The sequence below is a fragment of the Clostridioides sp. LIBA-7602 genome (assembly GCF_056688945.1).
This window is the reverse complement of record NZ_CP196991.1, coordinates 2917525-2935319: the sequence shown is the minus strand read 5'-3', so window position 1 is coordinate 2935319 and position 17795 is coordinate 2917525. Positions and strand designations below refer to the sequence as shown.

Here is a 17795-nt window from a genome sequence, read left to right as displayed (position 1 = left end):
AAAAATTATAAAAATCGTTTACATGTTGATTTTTAAAAAAAAAAGATATAGAATTATATATAAAGTAATAAACAAAAATTGGATTTACGGGAGTGGAATAAAATGATAAATGTTACCTTAACAGATGTAAAAGAAGCTAGAGAGACCATTAAAGACATAGTTAAAAAAACTGATTTACTTGAAAGCGTTAAACTTAGCGAAAAAACAGGTGCAAAGGTGTTCTATAAATGTGAAAACCTTCAAAAAACAGGTTCTTTTAAATTAAGAGGAGCTTGCAACAAAATAGCAAGTTTAACAGATGAAGAAAAAGCAAGTGGAGTTATAGCTTCAAGTGCAGGAAATCATGCTCAAGGTGTTGCATTAGGGGCGAAAATGACTGGTATAAAATCTACAATAGTAATGCCAGCAACTGCACCTTTAGCAAAAGTTAGCGCAACTAAAGGGTATGGAGCAGAAGTAGTTTTAAATGGTGCGGTTTATGATGATGCATATGCAAAAGCTGTTGAAATACAAAAAGAAACAGGAGCAACTTTCTTACATCCATTCAATGATAAATATGTTATAGCAGGACAAGGAACTATATCTCTTGAAATTTTCGAACAATTAGACAATAAAGTTGATACTATATTATGCCCAGTTGGTGGTGGAGGAATCATCTCTGGTATTGCTGTTGCAGCAAAAGCATTAAATCCTAATGTTAAAATAGTTGGTGTTCAAACTGCAAATATACCTTCAATGAAAGAATCAGTTAAAAATGGAAAAGTAACAACAGCATTTAATGATACTACAATAGCTGATGGTATAGCTGTTAAAACTCCAGGAGATTTAACTTTTGAAATAATACATGAATTAGTTGATGAAATAGTTGTGGTTGAAGAAACAGAAATTGCAGAATCAATATTATTTATGATGGAAAGTCAAAAGATAGTTTCAGAAGGTGCTGGAGCTGTATGTACAGCTGCTATATTAAGTGGTAAGTATGTACCAGCAAAAGATGAAAATGTAGTTTGTATAATATCTGGTGGTAATATAGACATAAATACATTATATAGAATAATAGGTGTTGCTTTAGCTAAAGAAGGAAGAAGATATTCATTTAGTACAATTATGGAAGACAAGCCAGGAAACTTTGCTGAATTAACTAGAATAATAAGTGAGAATGGTGGAAACATTTTAAGTGCTAATCAAGGTAAATTATCAGCAGGGGAAGCTTTAGGAAAACAAAGTGCGGAATTTATATTAGAGACAATAGATTATGACCATATAGCTAAAATAAAGAAAGCTATAGAAGAAAAAGGTTTTAAAATTATAGAATTATAATAAAAAGTGTATATAATATACAAGAAAAATAGTATAATAGTGTATAAAGATACATTTTATGTGTATTAGATTAACGAATTAGGAGGATTTTAAAATGAAACATGAAGTAATACATACTAATGATGCACCAGCAGCTTTAGGACCATACTCTCAAGCTATAAAAGCTGGAAACTTATTATTTGTATCTGGACAAGTTCCTCTTGTACCAGAGACTATGGAAGTAGTTGAAGGAGATGTACAAGCTCAAACTGCTCAATCTTTAAAAAATCTTAAAGCTATATTAGCTGAAAGTGGAGCTGATTTTTCAAATGTAGTAAAAACTACAGTATTTATAAAAGATATGAATGAATTTGGAGCTATAAACGAAGTTTATGCTGAATATTTTGGAGAAAATAAACCAGCAAGAGCTTGTGTAGAAGTTGCTAGATTACCAAAAGACGTTAAAGTTGAAATAGAAGTAATAGCTGTATTATAAGAATATATAATTTGGAACATGTAACTATTAGATTAGGCATGAATTCTTGGGTATTTTTATCCTAAGGATTCATGCCTTTTTTGCAGGCCTTTTATCAAAGTGTATTCACAAATATAGGACAATCTATTAAAATAAAGAGTGATATTTTTAGAAGAATGGAGTGATACAATGAACATTATAAATAAAATTTTCTGGCAAGAAGATAGAATTAGTATGATTACAAATCATTTAGAGGCAGATAAACATAGCCATTGGATGTTACAACTATTTATAGGAATGGAAGACAGTATTGAAATAATAGTCAATGAAAAACTAGTTAAATGTAATTGTATCGTAGTAGATAAAAATATCTCTCACTCATTTTCAGCAAGAAAAAAAGTTTATTATTCTGCTCTTATTGAACCTACATCTATATTTGCAGAACAGCTTACCTCAAAAATGAATGATTTTGGATATTGGATATGTGAAAAAGATGGATTAGATGAATTACGTCAACAAGGAACTTTTTTGATATATCAATCCAGTGAAGAACAATATTTAAAGTTTATGAAAATGCTTAACAGCTATTTGAGTTTACCTGCAACTATTAAATACTATGATGATAGAATTACCGAGTTGCTTCATTTATTACATACTTGTAATTGTTATAATCATACGATATCAAATTTTGCAGATAAAGTGGGACTATCATCAAGTAGATTATCACACCTTTTTAAAGAACAAATTGGGATACCTTTAAAAAGCTATATTTTACTTCATCAAATGGAGTGTGCTTTCAGAGAGTTGCTTTCTGGAAAAAGTGTTACTGAAGCTTCTATGATTGCTGGATTCGATACTCCATCACACTTTGCAGGAACAGTTAAGCGTATGATGGGAATGCCCGTTTCTTTATCTTTAAAAGATAGCGAGTTTTTGAAAGTATATTAAATATTCTCGTTATATAATGAAGTTGTACTAAGAAAGGGGATTTTTTATGAATAAAGAATATTTAGAAGAAACAAAGATGCTAAACTATAATGACCCACAACTTAAGGTTTTGGTATCACTTAAGAAGTGGTTAGATTTAGATGATTTTCATAAAATAAAATCTATTTATGAGTTTGTCCAAAATGATATTTTATTTGGCTATAATGCTTCTGATATGTTGAAGGCAACACAGGTACTAAATGAAGGTATGGGACAATGTAATACAAAAGCTACTCTTTTAATGGCATTATTACGTTCAGTGAATATACCTTGTAGGCTTCATGCTTTTAATGTAACAAAAGACTTTCAACGAGGTGCTACATCTAAATTGATTTCACTATTAGCACCAAAATATATTCTTCATACTTGGGTAGAGGTATTTTATCAAGATAAATGGATTGCTTTAGAGGGAGTAATAACTGATAAAAAATATTTAGAAGCAATTCAGAAGAAATTTATTAATCAGAATGGAATATTCAAAAAGTATGCAATAGCCACAAATGATTTGAAAAACACATCTATTGATTGGGATGGTAAAGATACTTTTATTCAAAAAGAAGCTATAGCATATGATTATGGTGTTTTTTCTTCACCAGATGTATTTTTCTCTACTCATTCACAACATCTATCAAAATTAAAAAACTTCATATATGTGCATCTTATTAGAAAAATAATGACAAAAAATGTATGTAAGATTAGAAACAATTATTTTGGTAAAAATAACTGAGTGTTTGATGTATAGGGACTATATAGGAAAATATAGCATAATTAAAAATGTGCTGATTAAAATAGGTAAAAAGGAGTTGTCATAGAGCAAACTTAAATTGTTCATATGACAACTCCTTTTTTATTAATTTCTTTTTGTTAACCTCTAATAATTTGACGTTCTTTTATAAAACATATAGAAATAACTAAACCAATAAATGCAAGAGTTGCAGCTGTTGAAAATGCAACATCCATTCCATGTATGTTAGACAGAATAGCTGAACTCATATGAGCTTTTTTAGTGGCAGATGTCATTATAGTAATAAGTACAGCAGAACCTATAGCACCAGATATTTGTCTAAGAGTACTATTTATTGCTGTAGCATGAGAAATAAGCTCTCTATCTAGGGATTTAAGTCCCCATGTAGTTAATGGCATTAGAACTAGTGAAATACCAATCATACGTATACAATACATCAATGATACATGAATTAAAGATGTATCTTTACCTAAAAAAGCGAAAGACAAAGTTCCTAAAAATAAACAGCCAGTTCCCAATATTGATAAAGCTTGAGGTCCGTATTTATCTAAATGACGACCTGCAACTGGATTTAATACAACCATCAGTATAGCACCTGGCATCATTAAAGAACCTGAAACTAATGCAGAAAAACCTCTTACAGATTGGATATATAGAGGAATCATTAATGTAGCAGACATCATTGAAGCGTATACAATCATAATCAATATTGTAGAAATTAAAAATGGTTTGTTTTTAAAAACTCTCAATTCCAAAAATGGTTCTTTAGATTTTAATTGGCGTAATGTAAATAAGATTAATGATATAAATCCTATAATTATTGGTAAATATGTGGCAATATTAGTCCATCCATAATTACCTTGATTAGTAAATCCAATCAACAAACCACCAAACCCTAGAGAAGATAGTATTATTGAAGGTATATCTAATTTTAGTTTTTGAGCTTCTCCAACATTTTTTAATAGAATAAATGAAAGTATAACGTCTAATATAGCAATGGGTGAGAGAAGTAAAAATAAACTATGCCAACCAAATGAATCTACCAACCACCCAGATAAAGTTGGGCCTATAGCTGGAGCAAATCCTACTGTAATACCGACTAAACCCATAGCTGCACCACGTTTTTCTACAGGGCATAAATAAAGTATAATAACTTGTAATAGTGGCATTAAAGAACCAGAACCTACTGCTTGTAATACACGAGCAACTAACATAGTTGAAAAATTATTAGAAAAAAGTGCAATGACACATCCTAGAGAAAATATAGTCATTGATGTAATAAACAATTTTCTAGTACTAAACCTATTTATTAAGTAAGCTGTTGTGGGTACAATAATACCTGCAATAAGTAGATAAATTGTTGTTAGCCACTGACCAACATCAGCAGTAATTTTAAAATCTGACATTATATTAGGTAATGCAGTTGATAATAATGTTTGGCTAAGGGAGCTTATAAAAGCACCAGTCATTACGATTGCTATTATTAAATTTCCTTTTTTGTTATTACTTTGGGTTTCCATGATTTATAACGTCTCCTTTTTTAATTGATTTTTAATACTGTTCAATAAAAGTACCTTTGGTCTCAAAATGTCTTCTTTTTCTAAATATGTAATCATTGCATCCATAATTAAAGAATCATATTGTTGATTTTTTTCCTCGATATATAATTTTTGTGTTGCTTCTAGTAACTTGGGGTTTTCAAGGAGTGAAGTATCCGTTTTTATTAGTTCCTCTATATCTTGTATCGTTTTAAAAAATAGCGATTTATTATGAATGGAAAAGTAGGCTTCATCTTCTTGTTCATATAAAAACATTGATTTTTCAATTAAAGGATTCAGATTATTAATATTTTCTACTACTAAATCTAAAATTTGTATAGTGAATTCAGCAATAAAGTATACATTCACTTCTCTCTTTTGTATGTGAATAATATACGTAAACTGATGAATTAGTGCATCTAATAAGAAAACTAAATCGAATATATTGTTTTCTATTTTATCCCCATAGTTATCGAATAAACTGAGTTTGTATTCATTCAATAAGTTAGCTCGAGATTTTTTTTGTAATTTACTTGTAGTATTACGTTGAGCTTCAGAAAAATTTTCTCTTATATAGGTATTTATAGTAGTTCTAGAAAAAATATTTTCCCATACAGCGATTATCTTTCTTCTTAACTTCTCAGATGATGGAATATCATTGTTTTCATTGATGGAATGTATAATTTCTAAGAATTTTTCATCATAATAATTGATTATTTCACAGATAAAAATTTCTTTAGTTTCAAAATGTTTATAAAAAGTAGCTTTAGACATTTTACATTCTTTGACAATATCCAGTATCGAAGTATTTTGAAAACCTTTTTGGTCAAAAATTCTTTGTGCAATAGTTATAATAAGTCTTTGCTTATCCGTCACTTTACTATCTCCTTTCATATAAAAACATAAAGTACTAAAGAGTACTTATGAGTTTCTATAGATATATTATACACTATTTGGAAAAAAAATCAATATATGTACCATTAACCTGAGAATTTTGAGAAATTTGTTGTTGTTTTTAGTCATATAGAGAAGAAATTAAGAATTTCGTAAGAATACTTTAACTATATTGCAATAAATTAGTGGTATGATTATACTAAGAAAGAAAATGTCTTGAAATTTTTCTGTATCAAATACTAATTATGGAGGTGTAGTATATGAAAAAGAAAACTTGTCTAGCCATAATTTTTGCTCTATGTATAGTTTTTGTAGGAATGTTTATTGATAGTTCTAGCGCAGGAAAGAAAATTATGACATCTGAATTAAGTAAATACAGGAGAGGCGTAAATGTATTAGCAATAAATAATATTATAGTAGCAAATAAGAAATATAGCTTACCGAAGGATTATTCTCCACAAGAGAATAATGAAGCAAAAGATGCTTTTTATAAAATGAATAAAGACGCTCAAAAGTCAGGCTTAAATTTAAAAGCTTTTAGTACATATAGAAGTTATGAATATCAAGATAAATTATTTAAATCGTATGTAAAAGAACATGGAGAGAAAGAGGCAAATAGATTTTCAGCTAAACCTGGAGAAAGTGAACATCAAACTGGACTTGCTTTTGATATTGGAGGAAATGACCAATCTAGTTGGGCAAATCAGAAGTTTAATAATACAAAAGAAGCTAAGTGGTTGTATGAAAATGCATATAAGTATGGTTTTATACTTAGATATCCAAAAGGTAAAGAGAATATAACTGGATATATGTATGAATCTTGGCATTATAGATATGTTGGGACTGAACATAGCAAAAACTTTGCAATGAATAACTTGACTTTAGAAGAATATTTACATATAGACTAAGTTATAATTTGTTAAATTTAGGTTAAAACAAAAAAATAAACTGGACTATCAATCATGTAAGATGATATAATGTAAATACAATTTAAGATAACTACTCGAAGGGGAGTAGCTTACACGAAAGTGGTAATTAATCGTCAAGACAGTAGAAATACTCGGTTAATTAGCAAGGAATTCCTTGATAGCAAGACCTTCAAAATAAGCATTAGGTATGTTTGTTTTGGGGTCTTTTTTTATTCAAGGAATTTTTATTTAAAAAAAATTTAAATTTCAAGTATACATAAGAGCCCCCAAACATAAAATAAATTTATTAAAGAGGAGGGCAACAAATGTCTTACAAAAGTACTTATCAAGAAGTAATTAAAAATTTAGACTCAAGCTTATCTGGTTTGAGTAAAGAAAGAGCAGAAGAGCTATTAGAAAAAAATGGAGCTAATGAATTAAAAGAAGCAGATAAAGTTCCTACGTATAAGCTTTTCTTAGAGAGTTTTAAAGACCCTTTAGTAATAATTCTATTAATAGCTGCTTTAGTACAAATATTTTTAGGTGAAACTGTTGAGTCTATAATAATTTTTGCAGTTATTATTATAAACTCTGTTTTAGGTGTCGTACAAACAAAGAAAGCAGAAAGTTCATTAGAAAGTTTGAAAAATTTATCTGCACCAAACGCAAAGGTAATAAGAGACAATAAAAAAATGACAATTCCAGCAAAAAATTTAGTAGTTGGAGATATTGTATTCTTAGAAGCTGGCGATTACATACCAGCAGATGGAAGACTTATAGAAGCACAATCTCTGAAGGTTGTAGAAGGTATGTTAACTGGAGAATCAGAGCCAGTTTTAAAGCATACAGAAAAAATAAGTGAAGATGTAAGTTTAGGTGACCAGAAGAATATGGTATTTAGTGGTGCCGTGGTTGTTTATGGTAGAGGTTCTTTTGTAGTAACTGGAATAGGTATGGATACTGAGATGGGTAAAATAGCAGGACTTTTAGAAAGTGCTGAAAATAAACTTACTCCATTACAACAAAAGATAGAGGATTTTAGTAAAAAACTTGGTGTAGGTATTGTAATACTTGCTCTTTTAATATTTATAATTCAAGTAGCAAGAAATTACTTTATGGCTGGAAATGGAGAAATGACACAAATCATTCTCGATTCATTCATGTTCTCTGTAGCAGTGGCAGTGGCAGCTATACCAGAAGCTTTGTCATCAATAGTAACGATAGTATTGGCTGTTGGAACAAACAGTATGGCGAAAAAACAAGCTATAATAAGAAAATTACCAGCAGTAGAAACTTTAGGTTCAACAAGTGTTATATGTACTGATAAAACAGGTACTCTTACACAAAATAAAATGACAGTTGTTGATTATTATATGTATGGAACTAACAATGATGAGTTAAATAAGGAAAAAGTAAACTATTCTTATCATGCTAAATTATTGACTATGGTTTCTACGTTATGTAATGATTCTCATATAACTAGTGATGGTAAAGAAGTTGGTGACCCAACAGAAGTAGCATTAATAAATTATTCAAGTAAAAATGATTTAGATTATGATAAATTAAGAAGTAAATATATTAGAATCAATGAAATACCCTTTGACTCAGATAGAAAGCTTATGTCTACTGTAAATAGCATATATGGAGACTATATAATGTTTACAAAAGGAGCTCCAGATATTGTATTTAGCAGATGTAAATACGCTTTAAAAAATGGTTCAAAAGTAGATATAACAGATGAGATAATAGAAGAATATAAGCATAAAAATGAAGAATTTTCAAATAGGGCACTTAGAGTATTGGCATTTGCAATAAAAGATGTTCCAGAAGAAGGTTTTACACCTTCAATTGACGACGAACATGATATGACTTTAGTTGGAATAATGGCAATGATAGACCCACCAAGAGAAGAAGTAATGGATGCTGTAAGAGAAGCAAAGAGTGCTGGTATAAAAACTGTTATGATAACTGGTGACCATAAAACAACAGCAGCGGCAATTGCAAAAGAAATTGGTATAATGGAAGAGGGAGACTTAGCCCTTACTGGAAAAGAACTTGATGCTTTAAGTGAAGAAGAATTATATAAAAAACTAGAAAGTATAAGTGTATATGCTAGAGTTTCACCAGAAAATAAAATTCGTATAGTAAAAGCATGGCAACATAAAAATAATATAACTGCTATGACTGGTGATGGTGTAAATGATGCACCAGCATTGAAACAAGCAGATATAGGAATAGGTATGGGAAGTGGTACTGATGTGGCAAAAGATGCATCTGCCATGGTACTAGTTGATGATAACTTTGCAAGTATAGTAAATGCTGTTGAAGTTGGTAGAACAGTATACAGCAATATAATAAAAGCAATTACTTATTTGTTTGCAGGAAACTTAGGAGCTATAGTGGCTATATTGTTTGCAGTATTTGCAGGTTGGTCAAATCCATTTACAGCTTTACAACTTTTATTTATAAACTTAGTAAATGACTCTTTACCAGCAATTGCATTGGGATTTGAAAAGTCAGAAAAAAACATAATGAATAAACCTCCTAGACATCCAGATGAAAGTATACTAGCAGGAGGAACATTGAAGGCAGTAGCTATAAGAGGGTGTATAATAGGTATAGTTACAATAATTGCACAATATATAGGATTACAAGTGTCTCCAGAACTTGGAGTAGCTATGGCATTCTCAACATTGATATTAGCTAGAATAATGCAGACATTACCTGCACGTTCTAATAATCAAACAGTAATAAAGCTAGGTTTTTTCAGTAATAAATATGTTATAGGAGCAGTTTTAATTTGCTTTGGGCTTTACTCTTTAACACTAATACCAGTGTTAAGAGGTATATTCTCTATACCAACAGTATTTGGACTATATCAATTAGGAATTTGTTTAGGTTTAGCATTACTTTCATCAATATTAATGGAGCTTAACAAGTTAATTAATAGAAATACAGTAAAATAATTAAAAAATCAAAGGGGCATATTGGTTTTAACAATATGCCCCTTATATAATTTACTCTATATTATCAATTATTTGGAATGCTTTTATAACTTCAGGAAGTTCTTTTTCTTCAGGCATTCTAAATCTTATAAAATTTTTATCAAGCCCAGTGAAGTCACTACCAGATATAACTCTTATTTTTAACTTTGCAAATTCTTGTTGTAAATCTACATCTTTGTTTTTATGTTCAACTGTCATTATTGATACAGTATCATTAGTTTCAGCTATATTAAGGTTTTTCCATGGAATTAATAACTGATTTTTTATAGCTTGTGTTTTTTCCTTTAATTCTTCTATAAATTGAACATCATCTAATAAATTGGCTGCAATACTACGAGATATTTCAGATACTTCGTAAGGAGTAGAAATCTTTTTAATAGGGTCAACAAGTTCTTTTGGAAGAACTGCATATCCTGCTCTTAGTCCTGCTAGACCAAAACCTTTTGAAAATGTTTTTAAGACAATTACATTATCGTAATTATTTAGAAGTTTTACAGCTGAATTTTCTTTTGGCATGTATTCACCATAAGCTTCATCTACCATAACTGCGATATTATATTTAGATGCTTCTTTTACTATGTTTTCAATTGATGATAAAGGTATAATTTGTCCTGTAGGATTGTTTGGATTGTCTATGTAAATTACTTTGTATTCTGGATTTATTTTTTCAATAAATTCTTTTTCATTAAATTTGAAATTATCCTCTTTCTTTAAAAGAACATAATCATAAATAGCTCCATGCATTTTTATGTCTGTCTCATATTCTGAGAATTGAGGTGAATATCCTAAAACCTTATCTCCTTTTTCAACAAATAGTCTATTTAAAAGGTAAATAACATGTATAGAGCCATCTGCCAAACAAATTCTATCAATGTCTAATGTTATGAAGTCTTTCCAATAATCAACTATATTGTCCTTTAAGGCAATTGAATGAGGGTATCCTCTTATCATATCAAATTCTAGAGCATTAAAAGCTTCTACAGCTTTATCTGAGTAAGATACTGTATTTATTCCTTCACCACAGTCTATCTCAAATACATTTTCTGAATGCCCAGATTCTATTGCATAACTTTTTTTCAACTGCATTTCAATAGCTTTGTTAATTTTTAATTTCATAGTTTATCACTCCTTATTTAGTCAATAGTAAATGTTATAAAAGTCGCTAGATTTAAAATATTATGAAAATATATAATAGTAAAAAACGAATATAAATATTATAATAGCTCACTTTATTTAATATGATTATATATCATATATTGTAAAATTTCTAGCATTATAAGACTATAAATTGAAAATATTCAGAAAAATACTACAAGAAACGATTTATTTTGCTCTTAAAATGAGTTAAATGGATGTTATTAATTTTGTAAATTGAAATAGTTTAAGTATAAAGTTATGATATAATCTAATAAGGGTAATTCTTTAGATTATATTAAGGAAATAGAGGTATACAATAAAAAGTTATGGAGTTGGATTATGGGATATAAATTAATTGTAACAGATATGGATGGAACTTTATTAGGAAATAATCATAAAGTTACAGATGAAAATAAAACTGCACTACAAGAAGTTATAGAGTGCGGTATTAATGTAACTTTAGCAACAGGAAGAGCCTTCGATTCAGCTAAATGCAATGTAGATTTTCTTAAAGAAGATATGCCAATAATAGCTTGTAATGGTTCATTGATAAGAGAGCAAAATGGAAATATAATATATTCAAATAAAATTGACACAGCAACATGTTTAAATATCTTAGATGTATTGGACAAATACGATATTTACTATCAGTGTAATAGTATAGATTCTATGCTTTCAAGAAAAATAGAGGGACGTGAGGACAAGTTAAGTATATTTTTAGGTAATGAGACAGAAGTAATTGTAAAAGACGATTTAAGAGATGAAATTTTAAAAAATGATATACTAAAATTTGTAATCATAGAAGAAAAAAATCCTTCTATTTTAGATGAGATAAGAAAAGAATTGATAAAGGTTCAAGGTATAAAGATAACTTCTTCATGGCCAAACAATATTGAAGTTATGAATGAAGGTGTTGATAAAGGCAATGCAGTTAAGTTTTTAGCTGAAAAGATGAATATAGATAGGGAAGATATAATTGCATTTGGAGATAATTATAATGATATAGAGATGATAAAATTTGCTGGTCTTGGAATAGCTATGGGAAATGCAGAAGAATTAATTAAACAAGAAGCTGATTATGTTACAGATACCAATCAAGATAGTGGAGTTGCAAAGGCAATCTATAAATTCTTAGAGTTAAAAAAATCACTTAGCTCTTAAAAAAGGCATATACAGGAAAAAAGAGGTTGACTATTTTATTGATAGTAATTATAATACAAATAGATAAAACATAAAAAACTTAGATTCAGTGAAGAAGAGAGTAGATATAAAGAAAATCTCAGCGAGTTAGGAATGGTGTGAGCCTAATGATAACACTTTATATTGAAAAGAGCTTTGGAGAATACTACTTGAAATTTAGTATGGTAGTAGGTAATCTCGCCTTAAGAGAATAGAGTGGGTAAACTTTGTTTATCAACTAGAGTGGTAACACGGAATATTTCGTCTCTTGGTCTTTTTGACCAAGAGATTTTTTAATTTTAACTTAGATGTAAATATTATAATTAAAATAAAAAAATTTAAAATATGAGGTGAAAGGTATGAAATTATGGGGTGGACGCTTTAGAAAAGCCGAAAATCAACTTATGGAAGAATTTAATAAATCTTTTGGTTATGACTGTGTACTGTACAAAAAAGATATTGAAGGAAGTATAGCACATGTCCATATGCAGGTAAAATGTGGTCTTTTAACAGAGGAAGAAGGAAAGACTATAACAGAAGGCTTAAAAGGGATATTTGAAGATATAGAAAATGGAAAGTTAGCATTAGATGGAGAATATGAAGATATACATAGCTTTACTGAGATAAATTTAATTCAAAGAATTGGCGATGTTGGTAAGAAACTTCATACAGCACGTAGCAGAAATGACCAAGTTGCAGTTGACATGAGATTGTATGCTAAAGAAAAGGCAAATGATTTGGTGGATTTAATATCTGAGTTTAAAGCAACTATAAAAGATGTTGCTGATAAAAATCCAGTGATGATGCCAGGTTATACTCATCTTCAAAGAGCACAAGTAGTAACATTTAAACATCACTTGATGGCGTATTATAGTATGTTTGATAGAGATGAGAAAAGAATAAAAAATGCTATAGAAATATTAGATGAATCACCTTTAGGTTGTGGAGCTTTGGCAGGAACTACACACGATATAGATAGAAATATAACTTGTGAACAATTAGGATTTAAAAAAGTAGTAGATAATTTTATGGATGGAGTAAGTGATAGAGATTATTTATTAGAGTTAATGAGTGATTTTTCGATTATTATGATGCACTTAAGTAGATTAAGTGAAGAATTGATACTTTGGAGTTCTCAAGAATTTGGATTTGTTGAGATAGATGATTTATATACTACAGGAAGTAGTATAATGCCTCAAAAGAAAAATCCTGATGGAGCAGAACTTATAAGAGGAAAGACTGGAAGAGTATATGGAAATCTGTTTGGTCTTTTTACAGTAATGAAGGGTATACCATTAGCATATAATAAAGATATGCAAGAAGATAAGGAAGGCTTTTTCGATAGTGTACATACTATTGAAATGTGCATACAGATAATGGATAGAATGATAGCTACATTAAAGGTAAATGAAGATAAAATGAAACAAGCAGTAAAGAATGGATTTTTAAATGCAACAGAAGTTGCTGATTACTTGGTTAAAAATAATGTTGCTTTTAGAGATGCTCATGGAATAGTAGGAAGTATCGTTATATATTGTGAAGACAATAAAAAGGCAATAGAAGATTTAACATTAGAAGAATTACATAAGTTTTCAGATGCATTTAAGGAAGATATTTATGATTTTATCGACTATGAGAGTATATTAAATAAAGGAATAAAAAAGAATTTAAAATAATACATTAAATTTCAAAAAGCTGTAAATTTGGGTGATACATTCAAATCTACAGCTTTTTTGTATAAAAATTTATTATATGTAAAAGTAGTAAGTTTAAAAAGAGTAATATTGGAAATAAATATAAGTAAAAAATTTTATTATTAAAATGATAATTAATATCAATAAGTATTGACAAATTTATTTCTAGATACTATTATATATAATATAAATAATAATGAAAATCAATATCAAATAAATGGGAGGAAATCTAATGAACTTATTAGTGATTGGTGGCCATGAAAGAATGGAAAAAGATTATATGGTTATGGCCAAGAAAAAAGGTTATAAGACAAAGGTATATACCACTATGTCTTCTAAATTAAATAACTCTATAGGAAAACCAGATGCAGTTGTTATACTCACATCAACAGTTTCACATAAGATGTCTAGAACGGTTGAGTCTCAAGCTAAAAAACAAGATATATTAATTGTAAGACATAAAAATAGTAGTAAGGTAGCATTTAATGAATGTCTAGATATGGTCGATGAATGTCTTGGTAATTGTTCAAAATGTAAACTTAATGATAAACAAAAACAGAAAAATACATAAATATAAATTAAAGGTACTGGCATAGTATTTATATTTAATAATCTTGAGAGCTTGTCTCAATAAATTAAATACATATTACTATAACAGTACCTATTTTATAAGAAGAAATAGATTTGATTTTTTTCTTATAATTACTATTTTTTCTTATTTCTTTTGGATTTTTTTCTATTATTTTTCTTCTTGATACTTGAAGCTATTATAAATAAAATTAAAAGTATTAAAATTCCTGCAACAATCTTAACTAAAGTCATTAAAGTATCATTACTAGTTATAAATGGAATACTACTATCAAGATTATTTTTTGCAACTAGGTCTATACTATTTTCTAGCTTACCGCCATTATATATATTCAAAGTACCGACCTTAGCTCCCTTTTTTATAGGTAAATCAATTTTGTTTAGTTCTGTTTTAACATCATAGTTACTTTGAGATTCATTTTTTCCTAAAAATATCTTATAACTATTTTTTGGTTCATAAACTAATTCATGCTGTTTTGTAAATAGTACTTTTTTAGTATCAGCATATTTTTTCTTATCAACAATAGTGGCACACTTAAAATTATCAAATCCATAATCAATTAAGATTCGTGAGTCTAAATATAAATCAGCATTAGTTGAGTTAAAGACAGCAGAGATAACTCTTCTTTCATCTTTTACAGCACTAGATAAAAGACATTTACCAGCCGCATCAGTAAATCCAGTTTTTATACCATCAACTATATCATATTTTATATCTATAGGTTGACCTTTATATGTAATCTTAGCATGTGATGTCAAAAACTTATTAGTGTTTACAAAATATCTTTCATAAGGGTATGCTTTTGTAGCCTCAAATTTAAGTGATTTAGTCTTTACAATTTGTCTAAAAATATCATTATGCATGGCTTCTCTGGCTATAAGAGCCATATCATGAGCTGTAGTGTAATGATTAGGGTCAGGTAATCCATGAGGATTATTAAAGTGAGTATTATTAGCTCCAATTTTTTTTGCCTCAGAATTCATAAGGTCAACAAATTTTTGGACATCTCCACCACCCACATATCTGGCTAATACAAAAGCGGCATCATTAGCAGAATGAACTAAAAGAGCATTTAGTAACTCTTTTACAGTAAAAGATTCTCCTTCTTTTAGATACATACTAGAACCATCTATTTGAGGTAGATTTTTAATCTCTATTACTTGATTTAAATCTTTAACCTTTTTTAGAACTAGGCAAGCTGTCCATGCTTTAGTTGTTGAAGCTGGATAAAGTTTGGAATCTCCATCTTTATTGTATAATATTTTCCCAGTTTCGTAGTCCATTAAAACTGCATGTTTAGCAACTATAGCTGGTTCATCATCTGCAAAAGAGATATTAGAACTTCCTAAAAATGAAGTGAATATCAATAAACAGATTAATAAAAGTGATAAATTTCTTTTCATTGTGAACCTCCAAATTTTAAATTCATCTTTTAGTATAGCATATATTTGTCAATAATTAAAAGAAAGGAGTGGTTAATATATGAAAAAAAAGGTAAAAATTATTTCATTTTTTGTTTTCTGTTTTTTAATATTATCATCACTAATCGTTTATAAATCAAATATTTTTAAAGATGATGTATATGTTGTAAGTAAAAAAAATTCACCTAGTGAGAAAAATCGTAATGTAGAGGACTCAATTAAAAATGAAGATAATAGTCACAATAAAGTAGTTAAAGACATAGATAAAAGTGTTCAAAATAATAAAATTACTATATACATAAGTGGGGCAGTAAATAGACCAGGAATTGTAACTATAGAACCAGATAAGAGACTTTATGATGCTGTAGAATTACTGGGAGGAACAACGAGTGAGGCTGATTTAAATGGAGTTAATTTATCCATAAAGCTAGAAGATGAGCAACATTACATAATACCTAAAATAGGTGAGACGATATCTGTAACAAGCAATAACGATTCTAACAAATCAAATCAAAAAAGCGAATCTGAAAATAAAGATAATGAAAATACATCTAAAGAAGCAAAGATAAACATAAATGTAGCTACAATAGAAGAATTAGATTCTTTACCTGGAGTTGGAGAAGCTACAGCTAATAAAATTTTACAGCATAGAGAAGACAATGGACAATTTAGTTCAATCGAAGATATAAAAAATGTAAATGGTATTGGAGATAAAAAATATGAAAATATAAAAGATTTAATTTGTGTAGACTAAAATATAATACAAAACTTACTTATAGATATGGTATTATAAATATGTATGTATATGTGTGTATATGTGGAAATTTAGTAAAGGAGGCACTTTTATGAAAAAAGAACAAAAAAAACTTACAGAGATGACAACAGCAGGTGGTTGAGCCGCTAAAATAGGGCCAGAGGTTCTGGCATCAGTTTTATCTCAATTACCTAAAAATGATAATATAGAAAACCTATTAGTAGGATTAGATACAGCAGATGATGCTGCTGTTTATAAATTAAATGATGATATGGCACTTATTCAGACATTAGACTTCTTTACACCAATGGTAGACGACCCATATGTATTTGGACAGATTGCTGCATCAAATTCTCTATCAGATGTATATGCTATGGGAGGCAAACCTTTGGTTGCAATGAATATTGTTTGTTTTCCATCATGCCATGATATGAATGTGCTTGCAGAAATATTAAAGGGTGGATTTGATAAAGTAAAAGAAAGTGGAGCACTTTTAGTTGGAGGACATACTGTAGATGACAAGGAGCCTAAGTATGGTCTTTCGGTTTCTGGGATTGTAAATCCAAATAAAGTTTTGTCAAATGCCACTGCAAAGCCTGGTGATAAGTTAATTATAACAAAACCAATTGGAGTAGGTGTGTTAAATACTGCTATGAAAGAAGGTATGGTAGAACAATACATAGCAGATAAAGTAATAGAAATAATGATACATTTAAATAAATATGCAGCGATGAGTTTTGATAAATTTGATGTAAATTCAGTTACAGATATAACTGGATTTGGTTTACTTGGTCATACTTTAGAAATGGCTAAAGCCTCTGAAGTAAGTATTGAAATTGAATCAAATAATGTACCAATCATTGAAAGTGCAATAGAAATGGCACAAATGGGAATTATACCTGCGGGTATGTACAAAAACATGCATTATGTATCTAAAGATGTAGAAATTGTAGGAGATGTGGAAGTAGCAGTTCAAGATATTTTATACGACCCACAAACATCAGGTGGGCTATTAATTTCTGTAAAAGAAGAACTTGCAGAAGAACTTGTGAGAGATATGAAATTAAATGGAGCAATAGAAGCAAAGATTATAGGGTCTGTAGTTCCAAAAGGGGAAAAATATATTACCGTTTTATAAAATATTATAGAGAAAGAGTGATTGTTTTGAGC

15 protein-coding genes and 1 other annotated feature are annotated in these 17795 nt (G+C 29.0%); of the genes, 11 read left to right on the top strand and 4 right to left on the bottom strand.

Annotated features, from left to right (window positions below; translation table 11 throughout):
* The first annotated feature begins 102 nt into the window (after window positions 1-102).
* From ilvA to ACTG45_RS14045, 4 genes are all read left to right on the top strand, one after another.
* On the top strand, window positions 103-1320 hold the full coding sequence (gene ilvA / locus ACTG45_RS14060; protein WP_021385388.1) for a threonine ammonia-lyase: 1218 nt from the start codon (window positions 103-105) through the stop codon (window positions 1318-1320).
* A 94-nt stretch (window positions 1321-1414) separates the two neighbouring features.
* A complete protein-coding gene (locus ACTG45_RS14055) occupies window positions 1415-1795 on the top strand; it encodes a RidA family protein (RefSeq protein WP_003416451.1) in 381 nt (126 codons plus the stop codon).
* Between the two features lie 168 nt (window positions 1796-1963).
* On the top strand, window positions 1964-2722 hold the full coding sequence (locus ACTG45_RS14050; protein ID WP_479919210.1) for a helix-turn-helix domain-containing protein: 759 nt from the start codon (window positions 1964-1966) through the stop codon (window positions 2720-2722).
* A 46-nt stretch (window positions 2723-2768) separates the two neighbouring features.
* Complete coding sequence (locus ACTG45_RS14045) at window positions 2769-3488, top strand: transglutaminase-like domain-containing protein (protein ID WP_021385420.1); 720 nt, start codon at window positions 2769-2771, stop codon at window positions 3486-3488.
* Window positions 3489-3625: 137 nt separating this feature from the next.
* On the opposite strand, the gene ACTG45_RS14040 is transcribed toward ACTG45_RS14045, so the two are convergent.
* Both ACTG45_RS14040 and ACTG45_RS14035 read right to left on the bottom strand, forming a co-directional pair.
* Complete coding sequence (locus ACTG45_RS14040) at window positions 3626-5026, bottom strand: MDR family MFS transporter (RefSeq protein ID WP_021385492.1); 1401 nt, start codon at window positions 5024-5026, stop codon at window positions 3626-3628.
* A gap of 3 nt (window positions 5027-5029) precedes the next feature.
* Complete coding sequence (locus ACTG45_RS14035; RefSeq protein ID WP_021385533.1) at window positions 5030-5920, bottom strand: TetR/AcrR family transcriptional regulator; 891 nt, start codon at window positions 5918-5920, stop codon at window positions 5030-5032.
* A 278-nt stretch (window positions 5921-6198) separates the two neighbouring features.
* On the opposite strand from ACTG45_RS14035, the gene ACTG45_RS14030 reads away from it, so the two are divergent.
* A complete protein-coding gene (locus tag ACTG45_RS14030; protein WP_479919209.1) occupies window positions 6199-6846 on the top strand; it encodes a M15 family metallopeptidase in 648 nt (215 codons plus the stop codon).
* A 326-nt stretch (window positions 6847-7172) separates the two neighbouring features.
* Window positions 7173-9812 (top strand): cation-translocating P-type ATPase, encoded by a 2640-nt coding sequence (locus tag ACTG45_RS14025; RefSeq protein WP_021385475.1) that lies wholly within the window; start codon window positions 7173-7175, stop codon window positions 9810-9812.
* 51 nt (window positions 9813-9863) lie between these two features.
* On the opposite strand, the gene ACTG45_RS14020 is transcribed toward ACTG45_RS14025, so the two are convergent.
* The gene (locus ACTG45_RS14020) at window positions 9864-10967 is read right to left on the bottom strand and encodes a pyridoxal phosphate-dependent aminotransferase (RefSeq protein ID WP_021385535.1); all 1104 of its coding nucleotides are present in this window, start codon (window positions 10965-10967) and stop codon (window positions 9864-9866) included.
* A 360-nt stretch (window positions 10968-11327) separates the two neighbouring features.
* On the opposite strand from ACTG45_RS14020, the gene ACTG45_RS14015 reads away from it, so the two are divergent.
* From ACTG45_RS14015 to ACTG45_RS14005, 3 genes are all read left to right on the top strand, one after another.
* Window positions 11328-12149 carry a Cof-type HAD-IIB family hydrolase gene (locus ACTG45_RS14015; RefSeq protein ID WP_021385490.1) on the top strand — a complete coding sequence of 274 codons (822 nt, stop codon included), beginning with the start codon at window positions 11328-11330 and terminating at the stop codon, window positions 12147-12149.
* Between the two features lie 79 nt (window positions 12150-12228).
* Window positions 12229-12439, top strand: a binding site (T-box leader).
* Window positions 12440-12526: 87 nt separating this feature from the next.
* Entirely contained in the window at window positions 12527-13843 is a 1317-nt protein-coding gene (gene argH / locus ACTG45_RS14010; protein ID WP_074178451.1) for an argininosuccinate lyase, read from the top strand.
* 250 nt (window positions 13844-14093) lie between these two features.
* Window positions 14094-14432, top strand: coding sequence for a DUF2325 domain-containing protein (locus tag ACTG45_RS14005; protein ID WP_021385441.1), 339 nt, complete (start codon window positions 14094-14096; stop codon window positions 14430-14432).
* A 134-nt stretch (window positions 14433-14566) separates the two neighbouring features.
* On the opposite strand, the gene ACTG45_RS14000 is transcribed toward ACTG45_RS14005, so the two are convergent.
* Window positions 14567-15853 (bottom strand): D-alanyl-D-alanine carboxypeptidase family protein, encoded by a 1287-nt coding sequence (locus tag ACTG45_RS14000; RefSeq protein ID WP_479919208.1) that lies wholly within the window; start codon window positions 15851-15853, stop codon window positions 14567-14569.
* A 79-nt stretch (window positions 15854-15932) separates the two neighbouring features.
* Between ACTG45_RS14000 and ACTG45_RS13995 the strand changes: the two genes are divergently transcribed.
* Together ACTG45_RS13995 and selD are read left to right on the top strand one after the other, a co-directional pair.
* The gene (locus ACTG45_RS13995; protein ID WP_479919207.1) at window positions 15933-16625 is read left to right on the top strand and encodes a helix-hairpin-helix domain-containing protein; all 693 of its coding nucleotides are present in this window, start codon (window positions 15933-15935) and stop codon (window positions 16623-16625) included.
* 91 nt (window positions 16626-16716) lie between these two features.
* A complete protein-coding gene (gene selD / locus ACTG45_RS13990; RefSeq protein ID WP_079747027.1) occupies window positions 16717-17763 on the top strand; it encodes a selenide, water dikinase SelD in 1047 nt (348 codons plus the stop codon).
* Window positions 17764-17795: the final 32 nt, after the last annotated feature.

Bases quoted from the DNA above. Each gene is read 5' to 3' on its own strand.
- ACTG45_RS14045 (WP_021385420.1), top strand. From the start codon at position 2,769: ATGAATAAAGAATATTTAGAAGAAACAAAGATGCTAAACTATAATGAC.
- ACTG45_RS14005 (WP_021385441.1), top strand. From the start codon at position 14,094: ATGAACTTATTAGTGATTGGTGGCCATGAAAGAATGGAAAAAGATTAT.
- ACTG45_RS14000 (WP_479919208.1), bottom strand. From the start codon at position 15,853: ATGAAAAGAAATTTATCACTTTTATTAATCTGTTTATTGATATTCACT.
- ACTG45_RS13995 (WP_479919207.1), top strand. From the start codon at position 15,933: ATGAAAAAAAAGGTAAAAATTATTTCATTTTTTGTTTTCTGTTTTTTA.
- ACTG45_RS14020 (WP_021385535.1), bottom strand. From the start codon at position 10,967: ATGAAATTAAAAATTAACAAAGCTATTGAAATGCAGTTGAAAAAAAGT.
- ilvA (WP_021385388.1), top strand. From the start codon at position 103: ATGATAAATGTTACCTTAACAGATGTAAAAGAAGCTAGAGAGACCATT.
- ACTG45_RS14025 (WP_021385475.1), top strand. From the start codon at position 7,173: ATGTCTTACAAAAGTACTTATCAAGAAGTAATTAAAAATTTAGACTCA.
- ACTG45_RS14040 (WP_021385492.1), bottom strand. From the start codon at position 5,026: ATGGAAACCCAAAGTAATAACAAAAAAGGAAATTTAATAATAGCAATC.
- argH (WP_074178451.1), top strand. From the start codon at position 12,527: ATGAAATTATGGGGTGGACGCTTTAGAAAAGCCGAAAATCAACTTATG.
- ACTG45_RS14055 (WP_003416451.1), top strand. From the start codon at position 1,415: ATGAAACATGAAGTAATACATACTAATGATGCACCAGCAGCTTTAGGA.
- ACTG45_RS14050 (WP_479919210.1), top strand. From the start codon at position 1,964: ATGAACATTATAAATAAAATTTTCTGGCAAGAAGATAGAATTAGTATG.
- ACTG45_RS14030 (WP_479919209.1), top strand. From the start codon at position 6,199: ATGAAAAAGAAAACTTGTCTAGCCATAATTTTTGCTCTATGTATAGTT.
- ACTG45_RS14015 (WP_021385490.1), top strand. From the start codon at position 11,328: ATGGGATATAAATTAATTGTAACAGATATGGATGGAACTTTATTAGGA.